General features: G+C 37.7%; 25 protein-coding genes. 14 read left to right on the top strand and 11 right to left on the bottom strand.

Going from position 1 to position 24,478, the window contains the following annotated elements:
- Positions 1 to 43 precede the first annotated feature (43 nt).
- From OS138_RS00360 to OS138_RS00375, 4 genes are all read left to right on the top strand, one after another.
- On the top strand, positions 44 to 553 hold the full coding sequence (locus OS138_RS00360) for a hypothetical protein (protein WP_002326315.1): 510 nt from the start codon (positions 44 to 46) through the stop codon (positions 551 to 553).
- A 76-nt stretch (positions 554 to 629) separates the two neighbouring features.
- Positions 630 to 809 carry a hypothetical protein gene (locus OS138_RS00365; RefSeq protein WP_002291570.1) on the top strand — a complete coding sequence of 60 codons (180 nt, stop codon included), beginning with the start codon at positions 630 to 632 and terminating at the stop codon, positions 807 to 809.
- 54 nt (positions 810 to 863) lie between these two features.
- Positions 864 to 1,430 (top strand): GNAT family N-acetyltransferase, encoded by a 567-nt coding sequence (locus OS138_RS00370; RefSeq protein WP_002323536.1) that lies wholly within the window; start codon positions 864 to 866, stop codon positions 1,428 to 1,430.
- Between the two features lie 697 nt (positions 1,431 to 2,127).
- The gene (locus tag OS138_RS00375) at positions 2,128 to 2,472 is read left to right on the top strand and encodes a hypothetical protein (protein ID WP_002325852.1); all 345 of its coding nucleotides are present in this window, start codon (positions 2,128 to 2,130) and stop codon (positions 2,470 to 2,472) included.
- Positions 2,473 to 2,691: 219 nt separating this feature from the next.
- Here OS138_RS00375 and OS138_RS00380 read toward each other — a convergent pair whose 3' ends face one another.
- The gene (locus OS138_RS00380; RefSeq protein ID WP_002291449.1) at positions 2,692 to 3,207 is read right to left on the bottom strand and encodes an LURP-one-related/scramblase family protein; all 516 of its coding nucleotides are present in this window, start codon (positions 3,205 to 3,207) and stop codon (positions 2,692 to 2,694) included.
- A 25-nt stretch (positions 3,208 to 3,232) separates the two neighbouring features.
- On the bottom strand, positions 3,233 to 4,102 hold the full coding sequence (locus tag OS138_RS00385) for a Cof-type HAD-IIB family hydrolase (protein WP_002287072.1): 870 nt from the start codon (positions 4,100 to 4,102) through the stop codon (positions 3,233 to 3,235).
- A 125-nt stretch (positions 4,103 to 4,227) separates the two neighbouring features.
- Between OS138_RS00385 and OS138_RS00390 the strand changes: the two genes are divergently transcribed.
- From OS138_RS00390 to OS138_RS00405, 4 genes are all read left to right on the top strand, one after another.
- The gene (locus OS138_RS00390; RefSeq protein WP_002291446.1) at positions 4,228 to 4,908 is read left to right on the top strand and encodes a uracil-DNA glycosylase; all 681 of its coding nucleotides are present in this window, start codon (positions 4,228 to 4,230) and stop codon (positions 4,906 to 4,908) included.
- Positions 4,909 to 5,060: 152 nt separating this feature from the next.
- Complete coding sequence (pta, locus tag OS138_RS00395) at positions 5,061 to 6,041, top strand: phosphate acetyltransferase (protein ID WP_002291445.1); 981 nt, start codon at positions 5,061 to 5,063, stop codon at positions 6,039 to 6,041.
- A gap of 122 nt (positions 6,042 to 6,163) precedes the next feature.
- Positions 6,164 to 6,637, top strand: a complete 474-nt coding sequence (gene tsaE, locus OS138_RS00400) for a tRNA (adenosine(37)-N6)-threonylcarbamoyltransferase complex ATPase subunit type 1 TsaE (RefSeq protein ID WP_002287066.1) — start codon at positions 6,164 to 6,166, stop codon at positions 6,635 to 6,637.
- Positions 6,630 to 7,154 (top strand): GNAT family N-acetyltransferase, encoded by a 525-nt coding sequence (locus OS138_RS00405; RefSeq protein ID WP_002287063.1) that lies wholly within the window; start codon positions 6,630 to 6,632, stop codon positions 7,152 to 7,154. The genes tsaE and OS138_RS00405 overlap by 8 nt, the downstream gene beginning before the upstream one ends.
- A 488-nt stretch (positions 7,155 to 7,642) precedes the next feature.
- Here OS138_RS00405 and OS138_RS00410 read toward each other — a convergent pair whose 3' ends face one another.
- Together OS138_RS00410 and OS138_RS00415 are read right to left on the bottom strand one after the other, a co-directional pair.
- Positions 7,643 to 8,176, bottom strand: a complete 534-nt coding sequence (locus tag OS138_RS00410; protein ID WP_002291442.1) for a 3'-5' exonuclease — start codon at positions 8,174 to 8,176, stop codon at positions 7,643 to 7,645.
- A gap of 863 nt (positions 8,177 to 9,039) precedes the next feature.
- Entirely contained in the window at positions 9,040 to 9,792 is a 753-nt protein-coding gene (locus tag OS138_RS00415) for an exodeoxyribonuclease III (RefSeq protein ID WP_002293820.1), read from the bottom strand.
- Between the two features lie 112 nt (positions 9,793 to 9,904).
- On the opposite strand from OS138_RS00415, the gene OS138_RS00420 reads away from it, so the two are divergent.
- The 5 genes from OS138_RS00420 (at position 9,905) to OS138_RS00440 (ending at position 16,588) form a co-directional block, all read left to right on the top strand.
- Positions 9,905 to 10,825: a Gfo/Idh/MocA family protein gene (locus OS138_RS00420; protein WP_002323385.1), complete on the top strand. Its 921-nt coding sequence runs from the start codon at positions 9,905 to 9,907 to the stop codon at positions 10,823 to 10,825.
- A 72-nt stretch (positions 10,826 to 10,897) separates the two neighbouring features.
- The gene (murB, locus tag OS138_RS00425) at positions 10,898 to 11,833 is read left to right on the top strand and encodes a UDP-N-acetylmuramate dehydrogenase (RefSeq protein WP_002291437.1); all 936 of its coding nucleotides are present in this window, start codon (positions 10,898 to 10,900) and stop codon (positions 11,831 to 11,833) included.
- Positions 11,834 to 12,130: 297 nt separating this feature from the next.
- Positions 12,131 to 13,609, top strand: coding sequence for a helix-turn-helix domain-containing protein (locus OS138_RS00430; RefSeq protein WP_002323384.1), 1,479 nt, complete (start codon positions 12,131 to 12,133; stop codon positions 13,607 to 13,609).
- Positions 13,610 to 13,875: 266 nt separating this feature from the next.
- On the top strand, positions 13,876 to 15,936 hold the full coding sequence (locus OS138_RS00435) for a bacterial Ig-like domain-containing protein (RefSeq protein ID WP_002334100.1): 2,061 nt from the start codon (positions 13,876 to 13,878) through the stop codon (positions 15,934 to 15,936).
- An 82-nt stretch (positions 15,937 to 16,018) separates the two neighbouring features.
- Positions 16,019 to 16,588, top strand: a complete 570-nt coding sequence (locus tag OS138_RS00440) for a GNAT family N-acetyltransferase (protein ID WP_002287055.1) — start codon at positions 16,019 to 16,021, stop codon at positions 16,586 to 16,588.
- A gap of 174 nt (positions 16,589 to 16,762) precedes the next feature.
- Here OS138_RS00440 and OS138_RS00445 read toward each other — a convergent pair whose 3' ends face one another.
- The gene (locus OS138_RS00445) at positions 16,763 to 17,569 is read right to left on the bottom strand and encodes a hypothetical protein (protein ID WP_002323382.1); all 807 of its coding nucleotides are present in this window, start codon (positions 17,567 to 17,569) and stop codon (positions 16,763 to 16,765) included.
- Positions 17,570 to 17,706: 137 nt separating this feature from the next.
- Between OS138_RS00445 and OS138_RS00450 the strand changes: the two genes are divergently transcribed.
- Positions 17,707 to 19,221 carry a flavocytochrome c gene (locus tag OS138_RS00450; protein WP_002287050.1) on the top strand — a complete coding sequence of 505 codons (1,515 nt, stop codon included), beginning with the start codon at positions 17,707 to 17,709 and terminating at the stop codon, positions 19,219 to 19,221.
- Positions 19,222 to 19,680: 459 nt separating this feature from the next.
- Here OS138_RS00450 and OS138_RS00455 read toward each other — a convergent pair whose 3' ends face one another.
- The 6 genes from OS138_RS00455 to OS138_RS00480 all read right to left on the bottom strand — a co-directional run bounded on the left by OS138_RS00455 (position 19,681) and on the right by OS138_RS00480 (position 24,320).
- Positions 19,681 to 20,664 carry an NAD(P)H-quinone oxidoreductase gene (locus OS138_RS00455; protein WP_002323326.1) on the bottom strand — a complete coding sequence of 328 codons (984 nt, stop codon included), beginning with the start codon at positions 20,662 to 20,664 and terminating at the stop codon, positions 19,681 to 19,683.
- A 4-nt stretch (positions 20,665 to 20,668) separates the two neighbouring features.
- Positions 20,669 to 21,316, bottom strand: a complete 648-nt coding sequence (locus tag OS138_RS00460; protein ID WP_002323325.1) for an NAD(P)-binding oxidoreductase — start codon at positions 21,314 to 21,316, stop codon at positions 20,669 to 20,671.
- A gap of 84 nt (positions 21,317 to 21,400) precedes the next feature.
- The gene (locus OS138_RS00465; RefSeq protein WP_002287046.1) at positions 21,401 to 22,033 is read right to left on the bottom strand and encodes an ECF transporter S component; all 633 of its coding nucleotides are present in this window, start codon (positions 22,031 to 22,033) and stop codon (positions 21,401 to 21,403) included.
- A gap of 15 nt (positions 22,034 to 22,048) precedes the next feature.
- The gene (gene coaC / locus OS138_RS00470) at positions 22,049 to 22,600 is read right to left on the bottom strand and encodes a phosphopantothenoylcysteine decarboxylase (protein ID WP_002323324.1); all 552 of its coding nucleotides are present in this window, start codon (positions 22,598 to 22,600) and stop codon (positions 22,049 to 22,051) included.
- Positions 22,597 to 23,334 carry a phosphopantothenate--cysteine ligase gene (locus tag OS138_RS00475; RefSeq protein WP_002293460.1) on the bottom strand — a complete coding sequence of 246 codons (738 nt, stop codon included), beginning with the start codon at positions 23,332 to 23,334 and terminating at the stop codon, positions 22,597 to 22,599. The genes coaC and OS138_RS00475 overlap by 4 nt, the downstream gene beginning before the upstream one ends.
- Entirely contained in the window at positions 23,331 to 24,320 is a 990-nt protein-coding gene (locus tag OS138_RS00480) for an oxidoreductase (protein ID WP_002323323.1), read from the bottom strand. Before OS138_RS00480 ends, OS138_RS00475 begins: the two co-directional genes overlap by 4 nt.
- Between the last annotated feature and the right edge of the window lie 158 nt (positions 24,321 to 24,478).

Consider the following 24,478-nt stretch of genomic DNA (forward strand, 5'->3'; position numbering starts at 1 on the left):
ATTTCTTGATATTCTTTAAAAAAAAGAAACAGGAGAATGAAGAATGAAAAAAATGATGTTTGGTGTTGCTGCCCTCATCGTAATAGGGATTACCGGTATGACGGGACTGCTCAATGCCGCTTTTCACATGGATGATATTAGTGACCAGGAATATCGGATCTCATTGAAAAAAGCAGCAGCAATCGTAAAAAACGAAACAAAAGAACATAACATATCTGCTATTCATTTTGCAGTTGAAAAAGATTTGGAGAATCCTACGAATGCAACATATGAATACCAGTTTTTTTGTGAAGGACAAGTCATAGCAGTCAATCCATCCACTGGGAAAATAACCGTACGAAATGACACGGAAAAGGCCGCAGAACATCTTTTTGATATAGAAAAAACGGAAGAGTTCAAACAACCGCAAGCAGCGATGAAGGAAGCAGTCAGCTACTACGGGAAAAAAGCAAAAGTGAAAGAGTGGACACTTCTAGTCAAAGATGAACGTCCTTATTATAAAGTCCGATTAATAGATGGAGAACAGGACCGTCAGGTATGGATATCTGCATAGAAGAAGGATATTGCTTCTCTTTTTTTCAATATAAGAGTAAGCTAAGAGGGTAAAGATGAAAGGAAGTTGAGATAACATGGAAAAAATGAAATGCCCTAATTGCGGAAAAAAATTTGCATACGAAGAAGTCAATAATGTAGTCGAACATAATGATAAAGAAATGCCAGTCGTCTGCCCTTATTGCCGAACTGAAGCGGCAAGAATCGTTACTCATGGTTATTTCATTACTGAAAAGATTGAAGATTTTTTAAAATAACGATTTTGCGATTTCTTTTTCTGCATGTTAGAATGGAGAAAAGGAGAGGAAACTATGATTCGTTTTGCGAGAAAAGAAGATGCTCCAGAAATCGCCCCATTGCTCTTAGTGATTCTAAAAGATATGGAACTGCCATTTTTGAAGCAGACAGGGGAACAAAAGACTTTAGAGATTTTAGAAGAAGCAATCACTGATCCAAATTATCGTTACAGTTATTCACGAGGTATCGTAGAAGAAATAGACGGTAAAGTTGCAGGAGTTGCTTACGGTTATACAGATGAAGAAGAATCAATCATCGATCAGCCACTGGTACCTATCTTAGAGAAATATCAGCTAGATGCGTCTACACGTTTGTTCATTGATAAAGAAACGTTTCCCAACGAATGGTATTTGGACTCTATCAGCGTATCAGAAGATTTTAGAGGACAAGGCATCGGTTCACGGTTATTAGAAGCATTACCTAAATTGGCGAAGAAAGCTAATCGCTCCGTCATCGGTCTAAGTGTGGATGAAAAAAATCCAAAGGCTAAAAAATTATACGAACGCCATGACTTCAAAGTTGTCGGTCAGCGGATGATCAGTGGTCATCTTTATGATCATATGCAAAAGAAATTAAATTGATTTAAATTGTCAAATAGTGAAAAAATAATAATGGTGTAAAGAAGAATGAACGTTACTAAAAATTGAATAGGTTTTAATAAGGTTGTGACAGAAGTGGTCAGCTTCAAGAAATAAGAAGGAATTTACGAAAATTGCTTCTCAAATTTTTGTAAATTCCTTCTTATTTCCGAAGAAGCTACTTCTGGAACACCGTGTATCAGAGGTTGTGAAAAAGCTGCCCTGCATCAAGTAATAAGAACAGCCAAATAAAAATAGCTCCTCCTATTTTTCGTTTGGTTGGGCTTATTACCGCAGATGCAAGCTTTTGAACACCGTTTATTCGAAATAAAGGACTGTGACACGATTTTTGTCACAGTCCTATTTGCTATCCGTTGTAAAACTATATTCGACTCCGAATGAATCTTTCAATCTTGTTTGGTTATCAGCTACCCATGTAAATTCCTTTTTGAATCTTTTCCGATTAGATAAGTTTTTTTATTATCAGAATCGATTTCCACTCTTCCATTTTTGACTTTCCTGTTGAAACTTTGCAGTAACTCTGGATTTTCAGTAGAAATAGTTTCGGAAGGAAAGTCTTCTTTAATCATTTCAGCCAGTAACAGTCGATCGGTTTCGCTTAACAATTTTGTTGGAGTATCACCATTCCTTACCTTTACCGATTCCTTCAAAAATAAATATCAGGAAGGAGATAATATAAGTGAAAAAATTTAAGAACTTATTTATTTTAATAATGGCTATATGGGGATTAACCGCTTTTTCACAAAAAATCCATGCTGATACAAATGATTTAAATGCTGAGCAAGTAATGAGTACTATCAATAGCAGAGGTAGTAAAGTTATCTACCACACAAGACGATCGGCTACTTTAAGCGGTCTAACAAATACAATTATATATAATGATGGTATTTATTGTGGGCAATTATATTTACAAACTTGGTCTTACGACAAAGATTTTGCTACAGGAAGATTTTGGTATGTAGGGATATATAGAGGAACAGTCAGATCGAATGGAGGATGTCCTATCGGACGATTAAAGTCTTAATATGTGTTATGAGAATATAGAAGGATAAAACAGCACTTTTTTAGTTCATCATCAAGAGTGTTTGAATACCTCCGTCTCGAAGGGAATTTTGGTATTTCCTATTTTTGATAAGAAATATTGGGAGTCGTTACTCGATCAAGTAACGACTCCCAATATCGTAGATTCTTAATTTTGACTTAGAGTTTGAGATTGTTTATTGTTAGCTTGCTTTCATTTTTTCTAGTTCACATCAAATCGATAGGATAAAGGCTTTTCTTTGCTTTTGTCTTTACGGTAGAGCCAGTAATCTAAAACCGCAGCAATACAAATACAAACTGGAGCATCTTCATCATTTGAGACATCCAATACATAGTAATCTCCTGAAAAAAGTGTTGCTTTATCCATTTTCATGATTTGCTGATTGAAATGATGGATTTGATATTGATGATTATAGATATCACCTTGGACTGTCCAGTGAAGTCTACGAATATAATAAAAATCACCGGGCCAATTGAATATTTTCTGCATGGTTCCCACCTTTTCGAACTCTTTATACAGCTCAAAACGCGTACCGAATGTCAGGCTTATCTGCTTGATGTGAGCAACGAGATCGCCATTCATGGCATAAAGAGACAATGCATCGCCCTTTGTTCCCCAGCGACCAACCATCAAAAACAGGGAATGTCCTTTTTCGTTTTTGACAATTGTCCGAGTTGCACGTCCAAGCTGTTTTTCCTGAATGAAAAATTCTGACATCTATATCCCTCTTTTCTAGATAAAACTACAAGTCTTCTGCAATCGCGCGCAATATGGCTTTTCCTACGCCAGATTCAAGGTTTGTGTCCGTTGTATATTTGGCATAATCTTTTACTTCGATTTCTGCATTTCCCATTGCGAAACTGACTCCTGCTACTTGCAGCATGCTGACATCATTGAAGTTATCGCCAATCGTCATGACTTCTTCTAAAGAAATCCCACGCTCGTGAGCGACATGGGCAACAGCAATTCCTTTTTGAGCGTTTTTATGGTTCACTTCGATATTGTTTTGACCAGAGGAAGTAACTGCTAGATCGCCTAAAAGAGAAATCTGCTTTCCAACTGGACCTAATACAGCTGGCCCTTCTGTATGAAAACAAATAATTTTTAAAACTTCCAGATTCTTTTCTTCCAAGATAGCACGAATACTGTCCACGTATGTGATGTGCAATAACTCCAGCTTAGCTGAGGCCATGGCAATCGCCATTTTATACGTAAGGTGAGGTAAATGGGTAGCCACCATGGAAGCAAAACTTTCGATTCGTTTCGCTTGATTTTCAGAATAAAGACCATCGTTGGTTGCTACTTCATAGTAAATACCGTTAGCATCTAGAATATCTAAAACAGAGATTGCTTGATTATTTGGAATCGATACGGTAAACAGTGAATTTCCTTCTTTATCAAATACCTGTGCCCCGTTCAAAGTGATCATCGCACAATCGATTCCTACCTCATCTAAAGCTGCGCGAGCTTCTTGATAGTTTCGACCAGTAGCGACCATGAACTCAACACCGGCATCATTTGCAAAACGTATCGCCTCGGCATTTTCAGGAGAAACACTCATATGGGCATCTAATAATGTGCCGTCCATATCTGATGCAATTAATTTGATCATAATGATTATCGTTCCTTTCTGCTTCTTGTTCCTAGTTTACCATATTAATCAAGTGCTGAGGGTGAAGATTGTCCCTTGTGATTGAAGAAAATGTGAGTTATTCTTTTTATTAGGAGGTGGAGGTTTTGAAAGAAATCATTCATAACAGTTGGCAAGAAGTTTTGTCCCCAGAATTTTCAAAAGATTATTATCTGCATCTAAGAGAATTTTTAAAAAAAGAATATGCGTCCCAAAAGATCCATCCAGATATGTATCATATCTATGAAGCATTGGAATTGACTCCTTATGAAGAAGTTAAAGTGGTGATTTTAGGACAAGATCCTTATCATGGAGAAAATCAAGCTCATGGCTTATCTTTTTCTGTGCAACCCGGCGTAAAGATCCCGCCATCGTTAAGAAATATCTATAAAGAGCTTAATGATGATCTTGGAATCGCACCTGTTCAACATGGAAATCTAGTGTCATGGGCTAAACAGGGAGTCCTTTTACTCAACACCGTTCTTACCGTTCGGGAAGGGCAAGCGTATTCTCATCGCGGGAAAGGTTGGGAAAGATTAACAGACACGATCATTGAAAAATTAAATGAACGGGAAAAACCAATCGTGTTTATCTTGTGGGGAAAACCGGCACAAGAAAAAATCAAAATGATCGATAAGAGTCGCCATATCATCATAACATCTCCACATCCCAGTCCGTTATCTGCAAGTCGTGGCTTTTTTGGTTCCAAACCCTTCTCGAAAACGAATGATGCGCTCCTTGCGTTAGGAGAAGAACCGATTGATTGGCAACTGCCTGAAACAGTGTAATAAAACAGCGCTTTCCTGTTATAGCGCAGTTCGCTATGTATGTGAAAAACTTAATTTTTCCAGCATTTTTGACTGATACAGATAAAATAAACTGTTCTTTTTTTCTGGAATAGTGTATGATAATACATATAAAAACGTCTGGAGGTCATCTTGTGGAATTGTTTGATAGTTTAAGATTTAAGATTGTTCGCCGTGGGATCAAAATCGTTTTCCCGGAAGCTACTGATGCTCGTATTTTAGGCGCAGCTGCCCGGTTGAAAGCAGAAGAACTTGTGGAACCTATTTTAGTAGGGAACGAAGAAGAAATAAGAAATGCAGCGCATGCCAGAGGAATCAAAACATCTAGCTTTACGATCATCAGCCCTGATAATTACGATAAGTGGGATGAAATGGTGGATGCTTTTGTTGAACGCAGAAATGGAAAGGCATCCAAAGAACAAGCAGAAAAGATTTTAAAAGATGTGAATTACTTTGGTACGATGCTTACGTATATGGGGATTGCAGACGGAATGGTCTCTGGAGCGATCCATTCGACTGGCGACACTGTTCGCCCAGCACTTCAGATCATCAAAACAAAGCCTGGCATCAGTCGGACAAGCGGAGCGATGATCATGGTACGTGGAAGAGATCAAGAAAAATATGTCTTTTCGGATTGTGCGATCAACGTGAATCCAACTGCGCAAGAATTGGCTGAAATCGCCGTAGATTCTGCAAAAACAGCAGAATTGTTCGATATCGAACCAAAAGTAGCAATGATGAGCTTCTCGACAAAAGGCTCAGCGAAATCGCCAGAAGTAGACAAAGTAGTTGAAGCAACTAAAATCGCTAAAAAACTAGCGCCACAATACATGATCGACGGCGAATTGCAATTTGATGCTTCTTATGTTCCTTCAGTTGCACAACTGAAAGCGCCAGATTCAGAAGTAGCTGGTCAAGCAACAGTCTTTGTATTTCCAGAATTGCAGTCAGGAAATATCGGCTATAAAATTGCTCAGCGTTTCGGTAACTTTGAAGCAATCGGACCAATTCTACAAGGCTTGAACAAACCGGTTTCTGATTTGTCTCGTGGAGCAAATGAAGAAGATGTATATAAATTATCGATTATCACAGCAGCACAAACATTGATTGATTAACAAATACACGCGAACTAGCCAAAAACAGCAGCTGCTGTTCTTGACTAGTTCATTTTTTCTTTAAAAAAACTTCATTACGCGATATACTGGCAAAAAGAAAGAAGAGCGGGAGAAGATGAAAAATGATCGAACTATCAGGATTAACAATGACAGAACAATTCGCAGAGGCAATTGGTCATTCCGCAATGCCAGGTGACAATCTGATATTGACTGGTGATCTAGGTGCGGGTAAAACAACGTTGACGAAAGGAATTGCCCAAGGATTAGGGATAACGCAAATGATCAAAAGTCCGACATACACGATTATTAGAGAATATAGTCAAGGTCGGATTCCGTTGTATCATATGGATATTTATCGGGTAGCAGCTAGCGGAGCAGATTTAGGGTTAGATGAATATTTTGAAGGTGATGGGCTTTCCGTTGTCGAATGGGGAAATCTATTAGAAGAAGCACTGCCGGAGGATTATTTGGAACTGATTTTAGAAAAAAGTGATACAGATTTAGAAAAACGGTATGTGAAACTAATCTCATACGGGGAGCAAAGTGAAACCTTCAAACAGCGAATTCTAGAAAAATGGGCTGAAAATCATGAGTGAAGAAGTTGGGATCATCTTGCGGGAAGCAGTGCCAGGAGATGCAAAAGACATTCTTTTGATGATGGGACAAGTCAATAAGGAGACAGAATTTTTAGTTTTGGATGAAGCAGAACTCCTGTTACCACCAGAAACCTTAGAAGAAGAGTTGGATTATATATACGAAAGCAATAATAATTTATTGCTGCTTGCAATCTATGAAGGGACGATTATTGGAACAGCATCTGTCAAGGCAGACAGTCAATTTCGTTTGTCTCACGTGGGAGAAGTCGGTATCAGTATTCTGCAGGAATATTGGGGAATGGGACTAGGCACTCTTATGCTAGAAGAAATCATCAGTTGGGCGAAGGAAATGGGTGTACTTTTTCGATTGGAGCTTGACGTTCAAGTTCGTAATGAAAGAGCCGTACACCTTTACCGAAAAATGGGCTTCCAAATCGAAGCGGTCATGCCTAGAGGGGCAAGAACAGATCTAGGCGAATTTTTAGATGTATATAAAATGAGTTATTTGATTGAATAGAAGAAATAGGAAAAGAGTGAGAAACTGTCATCCTTTTGAGAAGGCAGAAAAACACACGAAGGGACTATGACAAAATACGTGTCACAGTCCCTTTTTCTGAATAAACGGTGTTCAATCAGCTAACCTTCGGTATTAGCTCAAAAAACAGCAAAATATGAGGAACTATTTTGCCGTTTGTTTCTCTAATACTCAGATCAAAACGCTGATTTCACAACCTCTTGGTAAACGGTGTTCAAAAGCTTGCATCTGCGGTAATAAGTCCAACCAAATGAAAAATATCAGAAGCTATTTTTGTTTGGCTGTTCTTATTACTTGATGCAGAACAGCTTTTTCACAACCTCTTCCTTATACGGTGTTCTCCTGCCAGCTCCTCGGTTACCAGTCACAATATTTAATAAACATGAGGAGCTATTTTTTGAAATTGCTCCTTGTGACTCGGAGTGAAACGGCAGGCTCACGACCTCTTTGTGTGTTTCATAAGTATTCTTTTACTTTATAGTCACAAGTTTTTTCAATGGATCTGTCCCGAATTTTTTTTCTTGATAAAGCAGGATTTCCGCACATGCACGACTATCTTCCAATGCATCATGGTGATGATCTAATTGGATGTTCAAATTTTCGCACACAGTGTTCAATCGATGATTTGGAAATTCAGGAAACAAGCGACGGCTACTTTTCACTGTACATAAAGAAAGATAATTAGGCTGTTCAAGATGATAATAATCTAAGCATCCCGCTAAGACCTTTGTATCAAAAGCAGCATTATGTGCAACGACTAAACGATTTTTTTGAAAATATGGTTGGATAGTTTGCCAGACTTCTGGGAATTTCGGCGCATTGCGTACGTCTTCTTGATGGATTCCGTGAATTTGGACATTTCGCCAGAAAAAAGGAGTCTCAGGCTGTATCAATGTATAGAATTCATCAACGATCTGGCTGTTTTTTACCATGACTAGCGCAAGAGAACAAGCACTATAAGGCTGATGATTGGCAGTTTCAAAATCCATGGCAACAAAATTCATTTCTGTAAAACCTCCTTGGGAAATTACTGTAACATACTTTTGAAAAAAGCAAATAAATTTAACAAAAAACATAGAATTTTTTATGTAATATTTGTTGAAAAAAGCTAGTTTTTGAACTTATTCCTTGTGATTTGGAGTTAGATAGGGATCATGAATTCTCGGTATTAAGCCAAATTTATGCAAAGTTGTGAGGAACCATTTTCAAAAAAATTTCTTACGACTCGAAAGTAGGCGACTTTTTCACAACCTCTCCACTAAACGGTGTTCAATCAGCTGACCCTCGGTATTAGCTCAAAAAATGGCAAAATATGAGGAACTATTTTTTCCATTTGTTTCTCTAATACTCAGGTCAGAACGCTGATTTTACAACCTCTCCACTAAACGGTGTTCAATCAGCTGACCCTCGGTATTAGCTCAAAAAATGGCAAAATATGAGGAACTATTTTTCCGTTTGTTTCTCTAATACTCAGGTCAGAACGTTGATTTCACAACCTCTCCACTAAACGGTGTTCAATCAGCTGACCCTCGGTATTAGCTCAAAAAACGACAAAATATGAGGAACTATTTTTCCGTTTGTTTCTCTAATACTCAGGTCAAAACGCTGATTTCACAACCTCTCCACTAAACGGTGTTCAATCAGCTGGCCCTCGGTATTAGCTCAAAAAATGGCAAAATATGAGGAACTATTTTTCCATTTGTTTCTCTAATACTCAGGTCAGAACGCTGATTTCACAACCTCTTAATAAACGGTGTTCAAAAGCTTGCATCTGCGGCAATAAGCCCAATCAAACGAAAAATATGAAGAGCTATTTTTGTTTGGCTGTTCTTAATACTCGAAACTAAACGACTTTTTCACATCCTCTTTATTTCAAATCTAATTCTACTGGACAATGATCACTGCCCATAATGTCCGTATGGATCTTTGCATCAGCTAGTCTTGGCTCTAAATCTTTGCTCGTCAAAAAGTAATCGATCCGCCAACCAGCATTGTTTTTTCTTGAATTGAATCGGTAGTTCCACCAAGAGTAGACACCTTCCTGGGTTGGATAAAAATAACGGAATGTATCGATAAACCCGTTATCCAACAGTCGAGAAAGAGCCGCTCTTTCTTCTGGAGTGAATCCAGCATTTTTTTGATTCGTTTTCCAGTTTTTCAAATCAATCTTTTGATGAGCGACATTTAGATCCCCACACACGATGACTGGTTTTTGTTTTTTTAGATTTTCCAAATAATTATAAAAGGCTTCTTCCCATTCTAATCGGTAATCTAAACGTTTTAATTCGCTTTGAGAATTTGGCGTGTAACAGGTTACAAGAAAGAAATCGGAATATTCCAAAGTAATCAGACGGCCTTCTGTATCATGGATATCGATACCCATTCCGTAAGTGGCATTCAATGCTGGTTTTTTAGCAAAAATCGCTGTGCCGGAATAGCCTTTTCGTTCTGCGTAATTCCAATATTGATAATAACCTGGAAGATCTAAATCAATTTGTCCTGCTTGGAGTTTCGTTTCCTGCAGACAGAAAAAATCGGCGTCTAACTCATGAAAAACTTCTAAAAAATTTTTATTTACGATGGCACGAAGCCCGTTTACGTTCCAAGAGATAAATTTCAATAAAAGCACACTCCTTCGAATTAATTTCCTTACCTTTGCGATACTATTGTACCTCATTTTAGTAAAAAATGGTGTAAGATGAAAGTAACTAAATGATCCAGGAGGAAAGTCGATGAAGATTGGTGTAATCGGTGTAGGGAATATCGCAGAAAAAGCATATTTACCAACTTATGCGAAAAAACAAGGAACACTTGATTTTTATTTTGCAACAAGAAATAAAGAAACAAAAGAAAGAATTCAAAAAGAGTACGGGTTCCAACATCTATATGAAACGATCGATGAGCTTTTAGAAGAAAAAATCGAAGCATGTATGATCCACGCAGCAACAAAAGTACATTATGAATTAGCCAAAAAATGTCTAGAAAATGGTATCCATGTTTATATTGACAAACCACTGAGTGTCCATCTAAATGAAGTTCGTGAATTGCAAGAATTAGCTGATAAGAACCAAAAAATTTTGATGATCGGTTTCAACCGGCGCTTTGCTCCTATGGTAGAAGAATTGAAATGTATCCCAGATAAGCGGTTGATCCACCTGCAAAAAAATCGAATAGCGGCAAAAGAAACGACAGAATTCGTCCTTTATGATTTGTTTTTACATCTTATTGATACAGCGGTGTATTTATTGGATGAACCCATTTTGAGAACAAAATACCAGATAAGAGAAACAAAAGAATTTTTGGAATATGCCATTTTACAATTAGAAACACAAAATCAAACGGCTATTTTAACGATGGATTTAGCAAGTGGCGCTAATATAGAAAAATATCAAGTAACAAGTAAAAATGGTACTTATGAAGTAAACGATCTGACCCAGCTTGTCATTCAAGATGCTGATGGAAAAAAAGTGAAAGAATTTGGCGACTGGACAAACACGCTAGTCAAACGCGGGTTTGAGCCAATGGTAGAGGCCTTCTTTTCTCAGATCCGTTTAGGTAAATCGGAAACAGAAATGCTTAAACAAAAAGAAGTTGTAAGAAGTCATGAATTATGTGAGGAAGTGCTTAAAGATCACTACCGTCATCAACTTTGAACAAGACTGGCAAGATTGTATTAAGCGTGATAGAATAATGAGGACGTTTGAGAAAAGAAAGGAAAATCCTCAGTGAATAAAGAAGAAATAGTTGAAAGCTTAGCCACGATTACTTTATTGTTTGATGAACCATTGATGAACTATACGTTTACGAAAACAGGCGGACCAGCTGATGTCCTTGCATTCCCGAAAAAGCAAGACGAAGTAAAGCAAATCATCGATTATTGCCGAATCCATGATATACCTTGGATGGTATTAGGAAATGCAAGCAATCTGATCGTTCAAGATGGCGGGATTCGCGGTGTAGTCATCATGCTGACTGAAATGAAACAGATTCATGTCAAAGGAACGATGGTCATTGCGGAAGCAGGTGCCTCACTGATTGATACGACTTATGCAGCTTTGGCAGAATCATTGACTGGATTTGAATTTGCTTGCGGCATCCCGGGAAGTGTCGGTGGAGCGGTTTATATGAATGCAGGTGCGTATGGCGGAGAGATCAAAGATGTTTTTGCTGAAGTGGATCTTTTGCTTGAAGATGGAACATTGAAAACTTTGACAAAAGACGAAATGGTATTTTCTTATCGTCACAGTAAAGTCCAAGAATTACGTGCTATCGTATTGGAAGCTCGATTCAGTTTGCAAACAGGGGATTATGAAGCAATCAAAGCAAGAATGGATGAGTTGACCGAATTGCGTCAATCAAAACAGCCATTAGAATACCCTTCATGCGGAAGTGTCTTTAAGCGCCCAGTAGGACACTATACAGGTCAGCTGATCCAACAAGCAGGATTGCAAGGCCTGAAATGGGGCGGTGCACAAGTCTCTGAAAAACATGCTGGATTCATCGTCAATATTGATCATGCGACAGCGACAGATTATATTGAATTGATTGCGCACATCCAAGAAGTAATCAAAGAAAAATTTGATGTGTCTTTAGAAACAGAAGTGCGGATCATTGGAGAAAAACAAGCAATATCAGAAACAAGCAGAAGTTTAGCCAATTAATAAGTAATGGAACTTAAAATAAGTAAAAGAGCAGGACGGTGGCCGCCCTGCTCTTTTTTGTGGTTGTTTACGCAAATGGCGCAAATCTTGTACATTTTAACACAATAAAACAAAAAATATAGAATATTTCCTCATAAATTTTTCCATTTTTTGCAATATTCTCAAAAAAAAGATAAAAAATGAGAATAACTGATGAAAAAACAAGCATAATCCATCATAAAATCAGTATAGGTGAAAAGATGAACTTTCATCTGCATATCAAGTAATTGGTATGAGGCATTTTTTGAGGTGTAGGATATGAAGTTGGATTACCTTATAGAAGAGGAAGATAGAGAAAAACTGCTGCTAGCTAGATATTTAGAATTTGAGAAAAAGAATTATGTAGTGCTACCTAAGTTATATGAAACATTAGGTTTGTCTAAATTTAAAACAAGAAATTATATCATAGAATTAAATAAAGAATTTACTGAATTCAAAACAAAGCCAGAGATCCAAATTTCAGAAGAAGCAGAGATCCATGTCGAACGTCTGAATTTGACGGATATCAAAAATTTAAGAAGAATCTACTTTCAACGATCAAAAATTGCTCGACTGTTAACGGAGATCGTGGATTCAAAAGTAACGATCGAAAAATTTGCAGAGAATCATTTTTTAAGCATATCAAGAGCCTATGTAAAAAGAAGAGAATTAGTCTCTTTTCTTGAACAGCATCAAATAAAGTTAAAGAAAAACATATTAGTTGGGGAAGAAATAAACATACGGAACGTATTATTTGGGGTATATTTCGGGGTCTTTAATGGTTTTTCTATGCCATTTAGAGAAAGCGTCATGAATGAAGCAAAGAGTATCGTGCAATATTTTGAATATCTGTTCAATTTAAAACTGTCTGCAACAAAACGAATCAAATTCAATTTGCTAACCACTATTAGTTTGTTGAGGGCCTATGGGAATCAACCAATCGGAAAACGTTTCTTTTCAGATGAATACTTTAAGAGCTCAGAAGGAATGAAGATCATCAAGGATTTATCACATATTTCTTTTTTTCATATCCCTAAAGAGCAGATCATTGATGAGATTTCTTATATCATGTTGTTTTTGATCACGGAAGAAGAATTTGAATTAGATGGCGCATTTGGACTTGCGGAAGCTCATTTTCATGATATCCACATGATTAGTCAAAAAATGTCAGTGGAATTGATTGATCAATTACCATTTTCGATTGAAATCTCTGAAGAAGAAAGACTATATATACGAAAAGAACTTCGTATGGGTATGATGCATGTCAATCGAAAAAATTGGATATTCGACTTTGAGATGACTAGCTTTACGTCTAAAAAGCAGCTACAGTTTTTCTTCGAGACGTATCCAATATTCAGTACAGCAATCCAAAAGGTCATACAAGAGAATAAACGCTATTTCTTGGGAAAAGATGAACGTTTCATGATTCGCTTATTTTATGATTATCTCTTTTTATTGGTCGGTATTTGTCCGGTATCATATTTTGAAGCACCGATTCATGTCTGTATTGATTTTTCGCAAGGATCTGCTTATACCGATTACATTATTTCTCAAGTGAAAGGATTTAAAAATTACAATATTGTGATTGAGAGTCGAATCACTTCTCGTACGAATATTTATTTATCTGATTGTTTACTTGAAAAATTTAATAAAGAACAGATAATTTGGAAAAATCCACCGACTCCAGATGACTGGGAATATTTTGGAAATATCATCATCAGAGAAAAAAATAGACATTTAACTGAAAAAATCAGCTAGTATTTATGGATGGCAGCTTTGTCTCACATATTTATTAGCTGATTTATGTTTTTTTCAAAGAAAAGGTAACTAGATATAACTAGATATATTACTTAACAAAATTAAAAATTACATAAGTTATTATTCCGATTTTCTTGAAACAATAAAAAATCAAAAAAAATACTCTCCTAATAGTCCATCTTCTTTTGATTTTATTTATATAATGAAATCATCTTATGAAAATTACTACTTCATGTTTAGACAAGAGTAGGGAGGACTAAGAATAAATGTGTTCAAAAAGACGTTCAAAACAACTAAATAAACACGCTTGTCGTTTAGATAAGGAACGGTCGTGTTCTGAAAAACACTACGTTAAGTTTATGATGCGCACGATGCTGATCAGTTTATCTGTAGGTGTCTATATGCATGTACCCGTTCAGGCAACGGCACAAACCATCAAGGTCGTACGTACCTCTGTTTCTGAGACCACTGATTCCCCTATCACTATTACTCATACTTTCACTGATGCAAATGGAAAACAGCTACTTCCTGCATTGACTTCCTATAATAAAGTCAGTTATCCTCCAACGATAAACCACTACTGGTTAATTCCTAACAAAACATTATGGACATCGGAAACCGGAAGCAGTGTGCCGCTTTCTATCTTTTCCGATATGACTGATCCTACAAAAGGTGATCAGTTAAAACAGATCACTGATATTTTGAATCATGCTTTGACAGATATAAAGAACGGTGGAAGCGCACAAGTTTCTTATGTATATGAAAAAGATTATTCACAGTTTGAAGGAAAGAAAATCGATGTTCTGGCAGGGACAAAAGTTTCGATATCTGATCTGGTAGAAAGGCTGAAGAACGCAGATGGAACACAAGGAGATATGTCCAAAGTAATTTCAAACAATGGGAATATCGTGGATACGACTAATACAGGAACATCTACTATTTCCTTGTCCTATTTTGATCCAATTGCTTTAAAAACAATGACTGCATCTGCTGTGATCCATGTTCGTGCTGATCAAACAGCTATCAAAGGAAAAGATCTTCACTTAAGAACAGGAGAGAGTTACGCCCCTAAAGATCTTGTTGAATATGTAACAAAAAGCGATGGAACTTCAGGAAATAAAGAAGAAATCAAAATGAACGGGACAGTAGATACTACAACTCCGGGAGAATATCCCGTTGTATTAACTTATATAGACTCGAAAACATCAAATGTGGCAGAAACAACAGCTGTAGTTTATGTAGAAGCATCTGCTGCTTCATCGACTGTCATCACTCATTTTATAGATAGTCAAACAAATAAAGAACTTCAAGCAGAAACACATATGAGTAGTGTAAATCGTATTCCTGATTTGCGCCTACCTGCTGAATTTTCTGATCGAGTGCCAAATATAGATTTATCGACTTATGAACAAGACGGAAAAGTCACTTCTATTTCTGATTGGATGCAAGCAAACGGATTAGACAGAAAAAGTCACTGGTCGGAGATCCTTGAAGTACTTCACTCAGAACTGATGAATAACAGGAAGCAATCAGGAGGGGAAATTACCTTTACTTATGTTTATATACCAGACAATCGTTCATTAGAAGGCCATGATCTTATTGTTCATCCAAACGAAAAAATAAACAAAGAAGAGTTGATCCAATCAGCAACAAATTCCTTAGATAAACCCGTACCGTTAAAGGATGTATCGGTTACAATCAATGAAGTACCATTGGAGGATGGTTATTTGACCAAACAAACAGGTGATTTTACGATTATGTATAGTTATCATGACCCGTATTCACTCCAAGAACTCCATGCTCAGTCGCTTTTACACGTTTTACCATTAAAAAAACAGATAAGACAAAAAGAACAAAAAAAACAAGAAGAAAACTTGTCAGAAAAAAAACAACAAATGGCTCATGCAGTTTCTCCAACAGGGGAAGCAAAGCAAACAAGAAATTTACAGCCAGCAAGAATATCTAGAAAAATCTCAGAATCTAATAAAACGATAAGGCAAGAAGCTCATTTGGCCCCACAAGTTTCTGGATTGGAAAATGAAATTTTAGAGCCTAAAATAAAACAACAATCAGAAAAAGAATTTGTTGCTAAACAGTCGGCAGATCAGAATGAATCAGATGACCAGAAAGAAACGAAGAAAAAACGCTTGTCAACTATTGATTCCACCGATGAGCATCTGCAGCCGCAAGTACCACTTCCTAGTCCGGGAACACCCGCACCTGGTGGAGGTATTCCTTCTTCTGCTTTAGGAGATTTCATGCGAGGTATGGCAGGAACATGGGTATACGCTAATCGAAATGAATTTGGCGCAGATGACTGGTTCTGATTTATATCTCTATCTGTTATAGTCAAATAAGTAGCTGAGTCATATGTTATTTGGCATAATGGAGACGAGGAGGGATAGAAAAATGTTAGATAAAACGTTACCTTACGCAGAAATCTGGATGACAAGACCACTTCAACAAAATGTTCCAATCACGCCTTTAGCGGAAGGTTTTGAATTTCGATTTTATCAAAAAGAAGATGAATCTGCTTGGGCGGAGATTGAGACTTCCGTTGGGGAATTTCAAACGACAGATGAAGCACTTGAGTATTTTCAACAAAACTTTGCTCCTTATCCTGAAGAACTTGAAAGAAGGATGTTTTTTGTAGAGACAAAAAAAGGAGAAAAAGTAGCAACCTGTACCGCTTGGCGAAAAAAATCAAGAGAGCAAGTGTATCCGGTTTTTCATTGGTTAGCAGTGAAACCAGATTACCAAGGAAAAGGGCTCGCAAAAGCATTGACTGCCAGAGTCTTGCAAGAATTTCCTACCCTCCATACGGACGGACCAATCTATCTTCACACACAGACATGGAGCCATCAGGCGATTGCTCTTTATAAAAAAATGGGTTTTACTTTTATTGCTGAAAATCTAGACGGCACACCTAATCCAGATTATGAAAAAGTTATGCAGGTTTTAAGTAAATTAGATAAATAACGAAATGGTGAAATAAGTCCTCAGTATTGGGATAAAAAACGAAATAGTCATTCCTCATATCTTACTTTTTTGAGTTAATACTATCGGATAACTAATGGCATGCCATACATTCAAAAAAGAAGGGGCAGTGACAAAAGTATTGTCACTGCCCCTTCTCTTGTTTTTTAGCATGTTTTATCGTTTGATTTTTTTAGGAATAAAATTCTTGATGAACGTAAATTTTTGGTAATCGTTTCGACTATAGAGGTAACCAAATACACTGAAAACAACTGCTCCAATAAAATTAACAAATAAATCCTTCATAGTATCCATGATTCCCACGTCTAAGTAACCATTTTGGATGATTGTTTTATCTGTTTTACCATCTGCATTTTGACTTTCAATGATTGTCCGAGTGATATCTGGAACATGATAGACAGTGTTTCCGTCTTTACTTAACTCCACACTATTGATTTGCTGGATGATCGTATCTTTTTGCATATCGAATTGCAGTAATTTATCTGCTGAAAATTCCACAAACTCCCACATAACACCAACTGTCATCGAAAAACAGAAGGAAACAACTGCTAGTAATAAAGGAGTCAAGTTCATGGTTTTTGTATTTTTATTGAGCAAATAAACAAGGGAAAAGCCGACACCCCCAGCTAAAAATCCGCTGAATGCATGTAGAAAAGTATCCCACATTGAAAAATAGCCATAAAAATCACTTAACTCTCCTAAAACTGTTGAACTAAAAATAAAAGATAACAAAATGATTTCTAGCATATTTGGAATCTGTATCTTTAATATCTTTTCTAGGAAATAAGGAATTTCAAACAAAATCAGTGTCAATAATAAAAGCATCGTATTTCCCCAATGTTGGTTCCAAATCTGATCAGCCAACATAATAACAACGATGATACGTAATAAAATATAGATTCCATTTGTGATTCTGCCAGCAGTTTTTGTACTGTTCGTAAAAAAGGTTTTCAAATGATTCATAAAATAACTCCTTCATGTATATCCTTAATTATACTAAGAAGCGTGTGTTTACCAAAGCTATATGACTTAAAGAAAAACAGAGTTGATATTGTGAAAAAAATCACTTAATATAGTATAAGGAGAAAAGGGGGATACAAATGAAAAAATTAGTTGCTGGTTTATTAACAGCCGTTGCACTTCTTGCTATGAGCGCATGCGGCGCAGATCAGAAAAATACAGCGCAGACAAGTTCTAGTACGAAGGAATCTGCCGAAGTATCATCAGGCGCTTCTGAACAAGTATATACAGATCCAAAAGAAATGAAAGAATCTTATGATGTCGTGATTATTGGAGCTGGTGGTGCAGGGATGGCAGCAGCTATCGAAGCAAAAGATGCTGGGTTGAATCCAGTAATTTTGGAAAAGATGCCTGTTGCCGGAGGAAACACATCTAAATCATCAAGCGGTATGAATGCTTCAGAAACAAAATTTCAAAAAGAAGAAGGAATCAAAGACTCGAATGATGCCTTCTATGAAGAAACGCTAAAAGGTGGTGGAGGAACGAATGATAAAGAAATGCTTCGATACTTTGTCGATCACTCTGCTGATGCGGTCGATTGGCTAGATCAAAACGGTATCAAACTGGACAACTTAACGATCACTGGAGGGATGAGTGAAAAGAGGACACATCGTCCGTCTGATGGCTCGGCTATTGGTGGATACTTAGTGGAGGGGTTATTGAATAACGTCCATGAGCGGGAAATCCCTATTTTTGTCAACGCAGATGTGACAGACATTAAGAAAAATGGGGAAACGGTCAATGAAGTGACTGTACATGTTCAAGGAGAAGAACCAAAAGAGGTCACCGGAAAAGCAATCGTAGTTACCACAGGCGGTTTTGGTGCCAGCAAAGAATTTATTGAAAAATATCGTCCCGATTTAGCTGATTATATTACGACAAATCAAGAAGGATCAACTGGAGATGGTATCACCATGATTGAAAAATTAGGTGGACAAACCGTTGATATGGATAAAATACAAATTCATCCAACTGTGCAGCAGGATGAGGGGGTCTTGATTGGTGAGGTTGTTCGCGGAGAAGGAGCAATCTTGGTCGATCAAGAGGGGAAAAGATTTGTCAATGAAATGGATACAAGGGATAAAGTATCTGCAGCAATTACAGCATTGCCTGAAAAATCAGCTTATTTGATTTTTGACCAAGGCGTGCGTGATCGTGCCACAGCTATTGAATTTTATGACCAAAAAGGATATGTCACAACTGGAAAGACAATGGAAGAATTAGCAGAAAAAATCGATTTACCAAAAGAAACACTAGCAAAAACAGTTGATGGATGGAATACGGATGTTGCGGAGAAAAAAGATGCTCAATTCAACCGTGCCACAGCCATGGAACATGACTTATCGTCTCCGAATTATTATGCGATCAAAATCGCACCAGGAATCCATTACACGATGGGCGGTGTGAAAATCAATACGAACACTGAAGTATTAGATAAAGAAAACCAGCCAATTAGGGGGTTATATGCTGCTGGTGAAGTCACAGGTGGCTTACATGGAAACAACCGGATCGGTGGAAATTCAGTTGCGGAGATCATTATTTTTGGGCGACAAGCGGGCATACAAGCAGCTCGATTTGCTTCGGAAAATGAATGAAATAGAACGTAAATAAAAAGAGGTTGTGAAATCAGCGTTTTGACCTGAGTATTAGAGAAACAAACGGCAAAATAGTTCCTCATATTTTGCCGTTTTTTGAGCTAATACCGAGGGTCAGCTGATTGAACACTGTTTAGTGAAGAGGTTGTGAAAAAGCTGCCCTGCATCAAGTAATAAGAACAGCCAAGTAAAAACAGCTTCTTATGTTTTTAACTTGGTTGGACTTATTACCGCAGATGCAAGCTTTTGAACACCATTTGTTCGGAAAAAGAGCGTGAGACAAAAGTGTTCTTTACTTTTGTCCCACGCTCTAAACACGTATAAACGGCGGAAGCAGAAGCAACTCCTTTGGAAATTAGCTGGAATTCACAAAAATTTGAAAAGCAATTTTCGTGAATTTCTTCTTATTTCTTGGAGTTAAACGCTTCTGTCCCAGCCTCTTTTTTGATCAGCATGATTTTATTCAGTTATCTTCAAAATGATTTTTCCGATGTTTTTGTTTGCTTCCATATATTCATGCGCTTGTTTGACTGCGCTGAATTGGAATGTACGGTCAATGATTGGCCGAATCTTGCCATTTTCTAGAAAAGGCCCAGCTTTTTGCATAAAAGTTTGTGCGAGCTCTGCTTTATACTGATCACTTCTAGGTGTCAATAATGTACCAAGCAGTTGGACACGTTTCCCAATCAATACACCAAGGTCTATCTCAGGCACGATGGTCCCACCTAGCATACCAATCAAGACCCAACGTCCATCAACGGCTATAGAAGCTAAATTCTTTTCCCAGTAAGAAGCGCCGATGAAATCCAAAATAACATCGATTCCCCGACCTTCAGTGATTTTTCGTACCTCTTCTTGAAAGTCTTGTTTTTTATAGTTGATCAATTCATCTGCACCAAGTTCTTTACAAAAGGCGAGTTTTTCTTCTGATCCTGCAGTAACGATGATTTTCGCGTGAGAAAGCTGTCTAGCTAATTGGATCGCTGCTGTTCCCACACCACTTGCTCCTGCATGGATCAAGACAGTTTCGCCTTCTTGTAATTTTCCAAGCCAGTAAAGTGTTTGATAAGCAGTCAAAAAAACTTCTGAGATTCCAGCAGCAGAAACATAGTCTAGCGTATCAGGGAGAAGGATTGCACGATCGGCAGGCATCACAGCATATTCGGCATAACCACCTAGATTGACTAATCCGTATACTTTTGTCCCAGGAGTAAAAGTGGAGATATCACTTTTATTCTCAACTACCTCTCCAGCTACTTCGACTCCCAAAATAGGGTAGGGAGGTTTCAAAGAGACTGATTCTCTTTTCATAATATCTGTTCGATTGACAGCTGCTGTATGGACTTTGATCAGTAATTCGCCTTGTTTTGGTTTAGGAACAGGCACTTCAATTTGTTCTAATACATCTACAGAACCAGGATGCTTGATTGAAATGGCACGCATGGATCTATCCCTCCTTTGCCCATTCTTGGAATGCTGTATTCAACTCTTTGCTACCTTCAGAAAGTACTAGAGTCGTACGAGAAATATCCGTTTCTTCCACTAGAGCGGCAAGTACAGCAGCAACTGTAGAGCGAGTGATCGTTTTTGATGCCTTCTCATTAGGCTTAGTTAATTGAATGGAAGTAACTTCTTCATCGTTAGTCAATGTGACTGGTTGAAGAATGACAAAATCTAAGTTAGTTCGTTTCAGCCATTCATCTGCATAATGTTTAGTAATATAATAATCTGTCATGGACTCAGGCCATTTTGCTGGTTCATCTGCATAAACAGCACTGACCATCAGATAGCGAGAGACATGCGCATTTTCAGCTGCGATCACTGTTTTGATTGCGCCATCCAAGTCTACTTGCAGAAGATTCTTTCCTTGAGAGCCGGCAGCAAAAATTAATACATCGATGCCTTTGAATGCTTCGGTCATTTTTTCCACGGACCAAGTTAAATCAAAAGAGACATACGAAACATTCTCTTTTTTTACTAATGTTTGGGAAGCGACATCTCTCACCCCTGCAAAAATTTCATGGGAACTTGGAGCTAAATCTTTTATCAGGTGTCGGCCAATTTGTCCGTTTGCACCTACAACAAAAATTTTCATTTGGATCATCCTTTCGACGTCAAATCTTTCCATTCAATAGTAACACCAAAAGAGAAAAAAATCAGAGATCGGCTACGATGACTATCAGTTAGTAAGAGAAGGGTGCTTGAAGTATCTTAACAAGACATTGCATACTGCTGCAGTCGCAAGACCTGCGACGATTCCTTCAGGTATACCACTTGTAAAAATAACCGCTAGAATAGCTGAATAAACAGCATTTAAATTTGTTCCGATGACTTTGGCATAATCTTGCTGGAATAAAAAGTAGATCATATTCATCACTAAAATCGTATTGGTCAATGAACCGGAAAGTCCAGCTAAGAATAAAGAAACGGAATCTGCTTTTTGTTTCATTAGTTTGCGCAGACCTTTATAAACGAAATAAGGAACCACCCCAATCAAGATACGAGGAATAAACGCGATCAGCAAGGCTTTCCAGCTTCCATGTTCTGTTCCGATGACTGGGATAAACGGAGAAAAGACAAAAGACAAAGGTGTTTGGATAACTGTGCTACGGATCATGCTGATCAGTCCAAATGTACCGCCAAGAAAAGCACCTAGTCTTGGTCCTAAAACGATCGAAGCAATGATTACAGGAATATGCATGGTTGTTGCATTGATTGGACCGATAGGGATAAAACCTAAAGGCGTAACAGCTAATAAAATCAAAATAGCTAAAAACATCGCAGTTAATGTAAAGTTTTTTGTATTTTTCATAAGTACTCCTTTTTTCTAAGCATTTCTTTCATTAAGAGTCAGCATGACCTGTTCGATGATCGTCTGAATATCAGCTAAGGCACCTTTTCCAAAATCTCCACAAGCTAAAAGAGATTCTCTTGGTTCAATTTCCTGATAGCCGACAGATCTCAATGTTTCCAGATTACGCTGAGTGATCGGGTTTTGATACATATTCGTGTTCATGGCAGGGGCAATCAATTTTGGTGTTCCCACTGGAAGCGCCATTGCGACTGTTGAAAGAAGATCGTCTGCAATGCCATTTGCTAGCTTGCCGATAATGTTTGCTGTAGCAGGCGCGATGAGAAACAAGTCAGCTTGTTTTGCTAGTTCGATATGATTGATTACCTGCGGATTTGATTCTTGCATGACGTCTGTATGGACTGCGCGCTTCGACAGAGATTGCAAGGTTAATGGCGTGATAAAATGTGTGCTGCTTTTAGACATAATCACATCTATCTGGGCACCTAATTTGACGAATTGACTTGTAAGATCAGCGCTTTTGTAAGCAGAAATACTTCCAGTAACGCCTAGTAAGATCTTTTTCATTTTGATTCCTCCAGTCTAATTTTCTCAGTAATCAATGCAGCAATCTCAGATTTACTTTGAGCTTCTTCCACTGTTCCATCTTTAGATAAGAGATAGCCGTGGTGTGTCTCGCCATGGATTTCCGTCAAATCATTTGCGAAAATAAAATCAGTTTTGTTATTTATCAGACTATTTTTTGCGACTGCCAGAAGAGATTCCTTTGGTACATCTACTAATAGTTTGAAACCAATGATTTTTGCTTTTGGCTGCCATTCACGTAGATAAGAAATGATTTTTGGTGTTTTCTTCAAAACGAGCACAAGATGCTCGGTGTCAGAAGAGATCTTTGAAACAGTGGTATCTGTCTGTTCATTTTCCGCAAACCAATTGTCCAGTTCTTCTTGCGTTGAAGAAGTGGGTAGGTTTTTTGCCAGCTGTTCTTCTGAAAAACTAAAAGCAGGAGTAAAATCACTGACTGCCATACTGTGGATAATCGCGTCGTAGTGTTCTTTTTTCGTTAGTGCTTCTAATTGTAAAAATAAGTCCAGTGCAGATTCGATCGTATAAATCGTTATATTGGAGTGTCTTTTCGGTTTCAGTGCTTGTTTCGTAGTCACGTAATCGATTGTGGTATCCGGATTGGCAGCTAAATAATCAGCTAATGCTTGCCCTAATCGTCCTGTCGAATGATTTGTAATAGCACGTACTTGATCGATTTTTTCAGTCGTTCCTCCAGCTGTGATTAGAATCTTCATTTATGGTCACCTACATTTACTAGTGTTCTTCCTTGGTGTGTTCCAGCAAGTAGTTTAGATGCTGTTTCAGGCAATTGATCCAGAGTAATCTCTTGGACGACCAGTTCATCTGCAATCTGCAAATCCGCCATCTGTTGCCATAAAGAAAGACGTTGATCTATTGGTACATTGACAGAATCAATTCCAATCAACTGGATGTTTCGCAGAATAAAAGGCAAGACAGTCGCGTTTAGTTTGATTCCCCCAGCATTGCCACATAAAGCTACTGCACCGTTATAAGAGATCAATGGAAGAAGACTACTTAGCTGCTCGCCACCTACTGTGTCGATGACATAGTCGATTTGCTGTTTTCCTAAAGCTTTTGTTGTCTCTGGCAGAAATTCATCAGGTCGTACGACTTGAGAAGCACCTAGACTTTTTAGCCATGTGACAGACTCTTCTTTTCTGGAAAAGGCAATGATTGACTGGAATCCTAGTTTATGTAACAGGGCTATCGCTGTACTGCCTACACCGCCAGAAGCACCAGTAACGACAACTTTTTTATCGGAGGTCATACCTTGACGGATTAAAGCGTTCACACACAACATAGCAGTAAACCCTGCTGTACCAAAAATCATCGCTTGACGCAGTGTCATATTTTTCGGTAGAGGGACTAACCAGTCTCCTGGTACTTTTTGGTATTGGCTGTAACCGCCTGGATAGGTGACACCAAGCCCAAAACCAGTAGCAAGTACAAGATCTTCTTTTGAAAAACGTGGATTGTTACTTTGGACGACAGTTCCGGATAAATCAATCCCTGGAGTCATCGGATATGTTCGTATCACCTGACCAGATTCGCTCATTGCCAATGCATCTTTATAATTGACATCAGAATAGGCAATTTTTACCAAGACTTCATTTTCAGCCAATTCAGTAAATGGCAGATCACTGATTGCTGTATGGAAAACAGGTTCCTTTATTACCTGAAAAGATCGAAAAGCGTTCATTCGTGAGACACTCCTTTTAAAATTTTCTTTTATCATACCATAAAGCCTACTCTTTTATTCTTGTTCTTCCGTAAATTTAGACAAAAATTAGGTGAAAAATAAAGAATCAAACAACTAGAATTTATTCCAAAAGATAAAGAAATATTCAGCAAAAAAAA

This window comes from Enterococcus sp. E5-37 (assembly GCF_035726925.1).
In the GTDB taxonomy this organism is placed as follows: domain Bacteria; phylum Bacillota; class Bacilli; order Lactobacillales; family Enterococcaceae; genus Enterococcus_B; species Enterococcus_B faecium.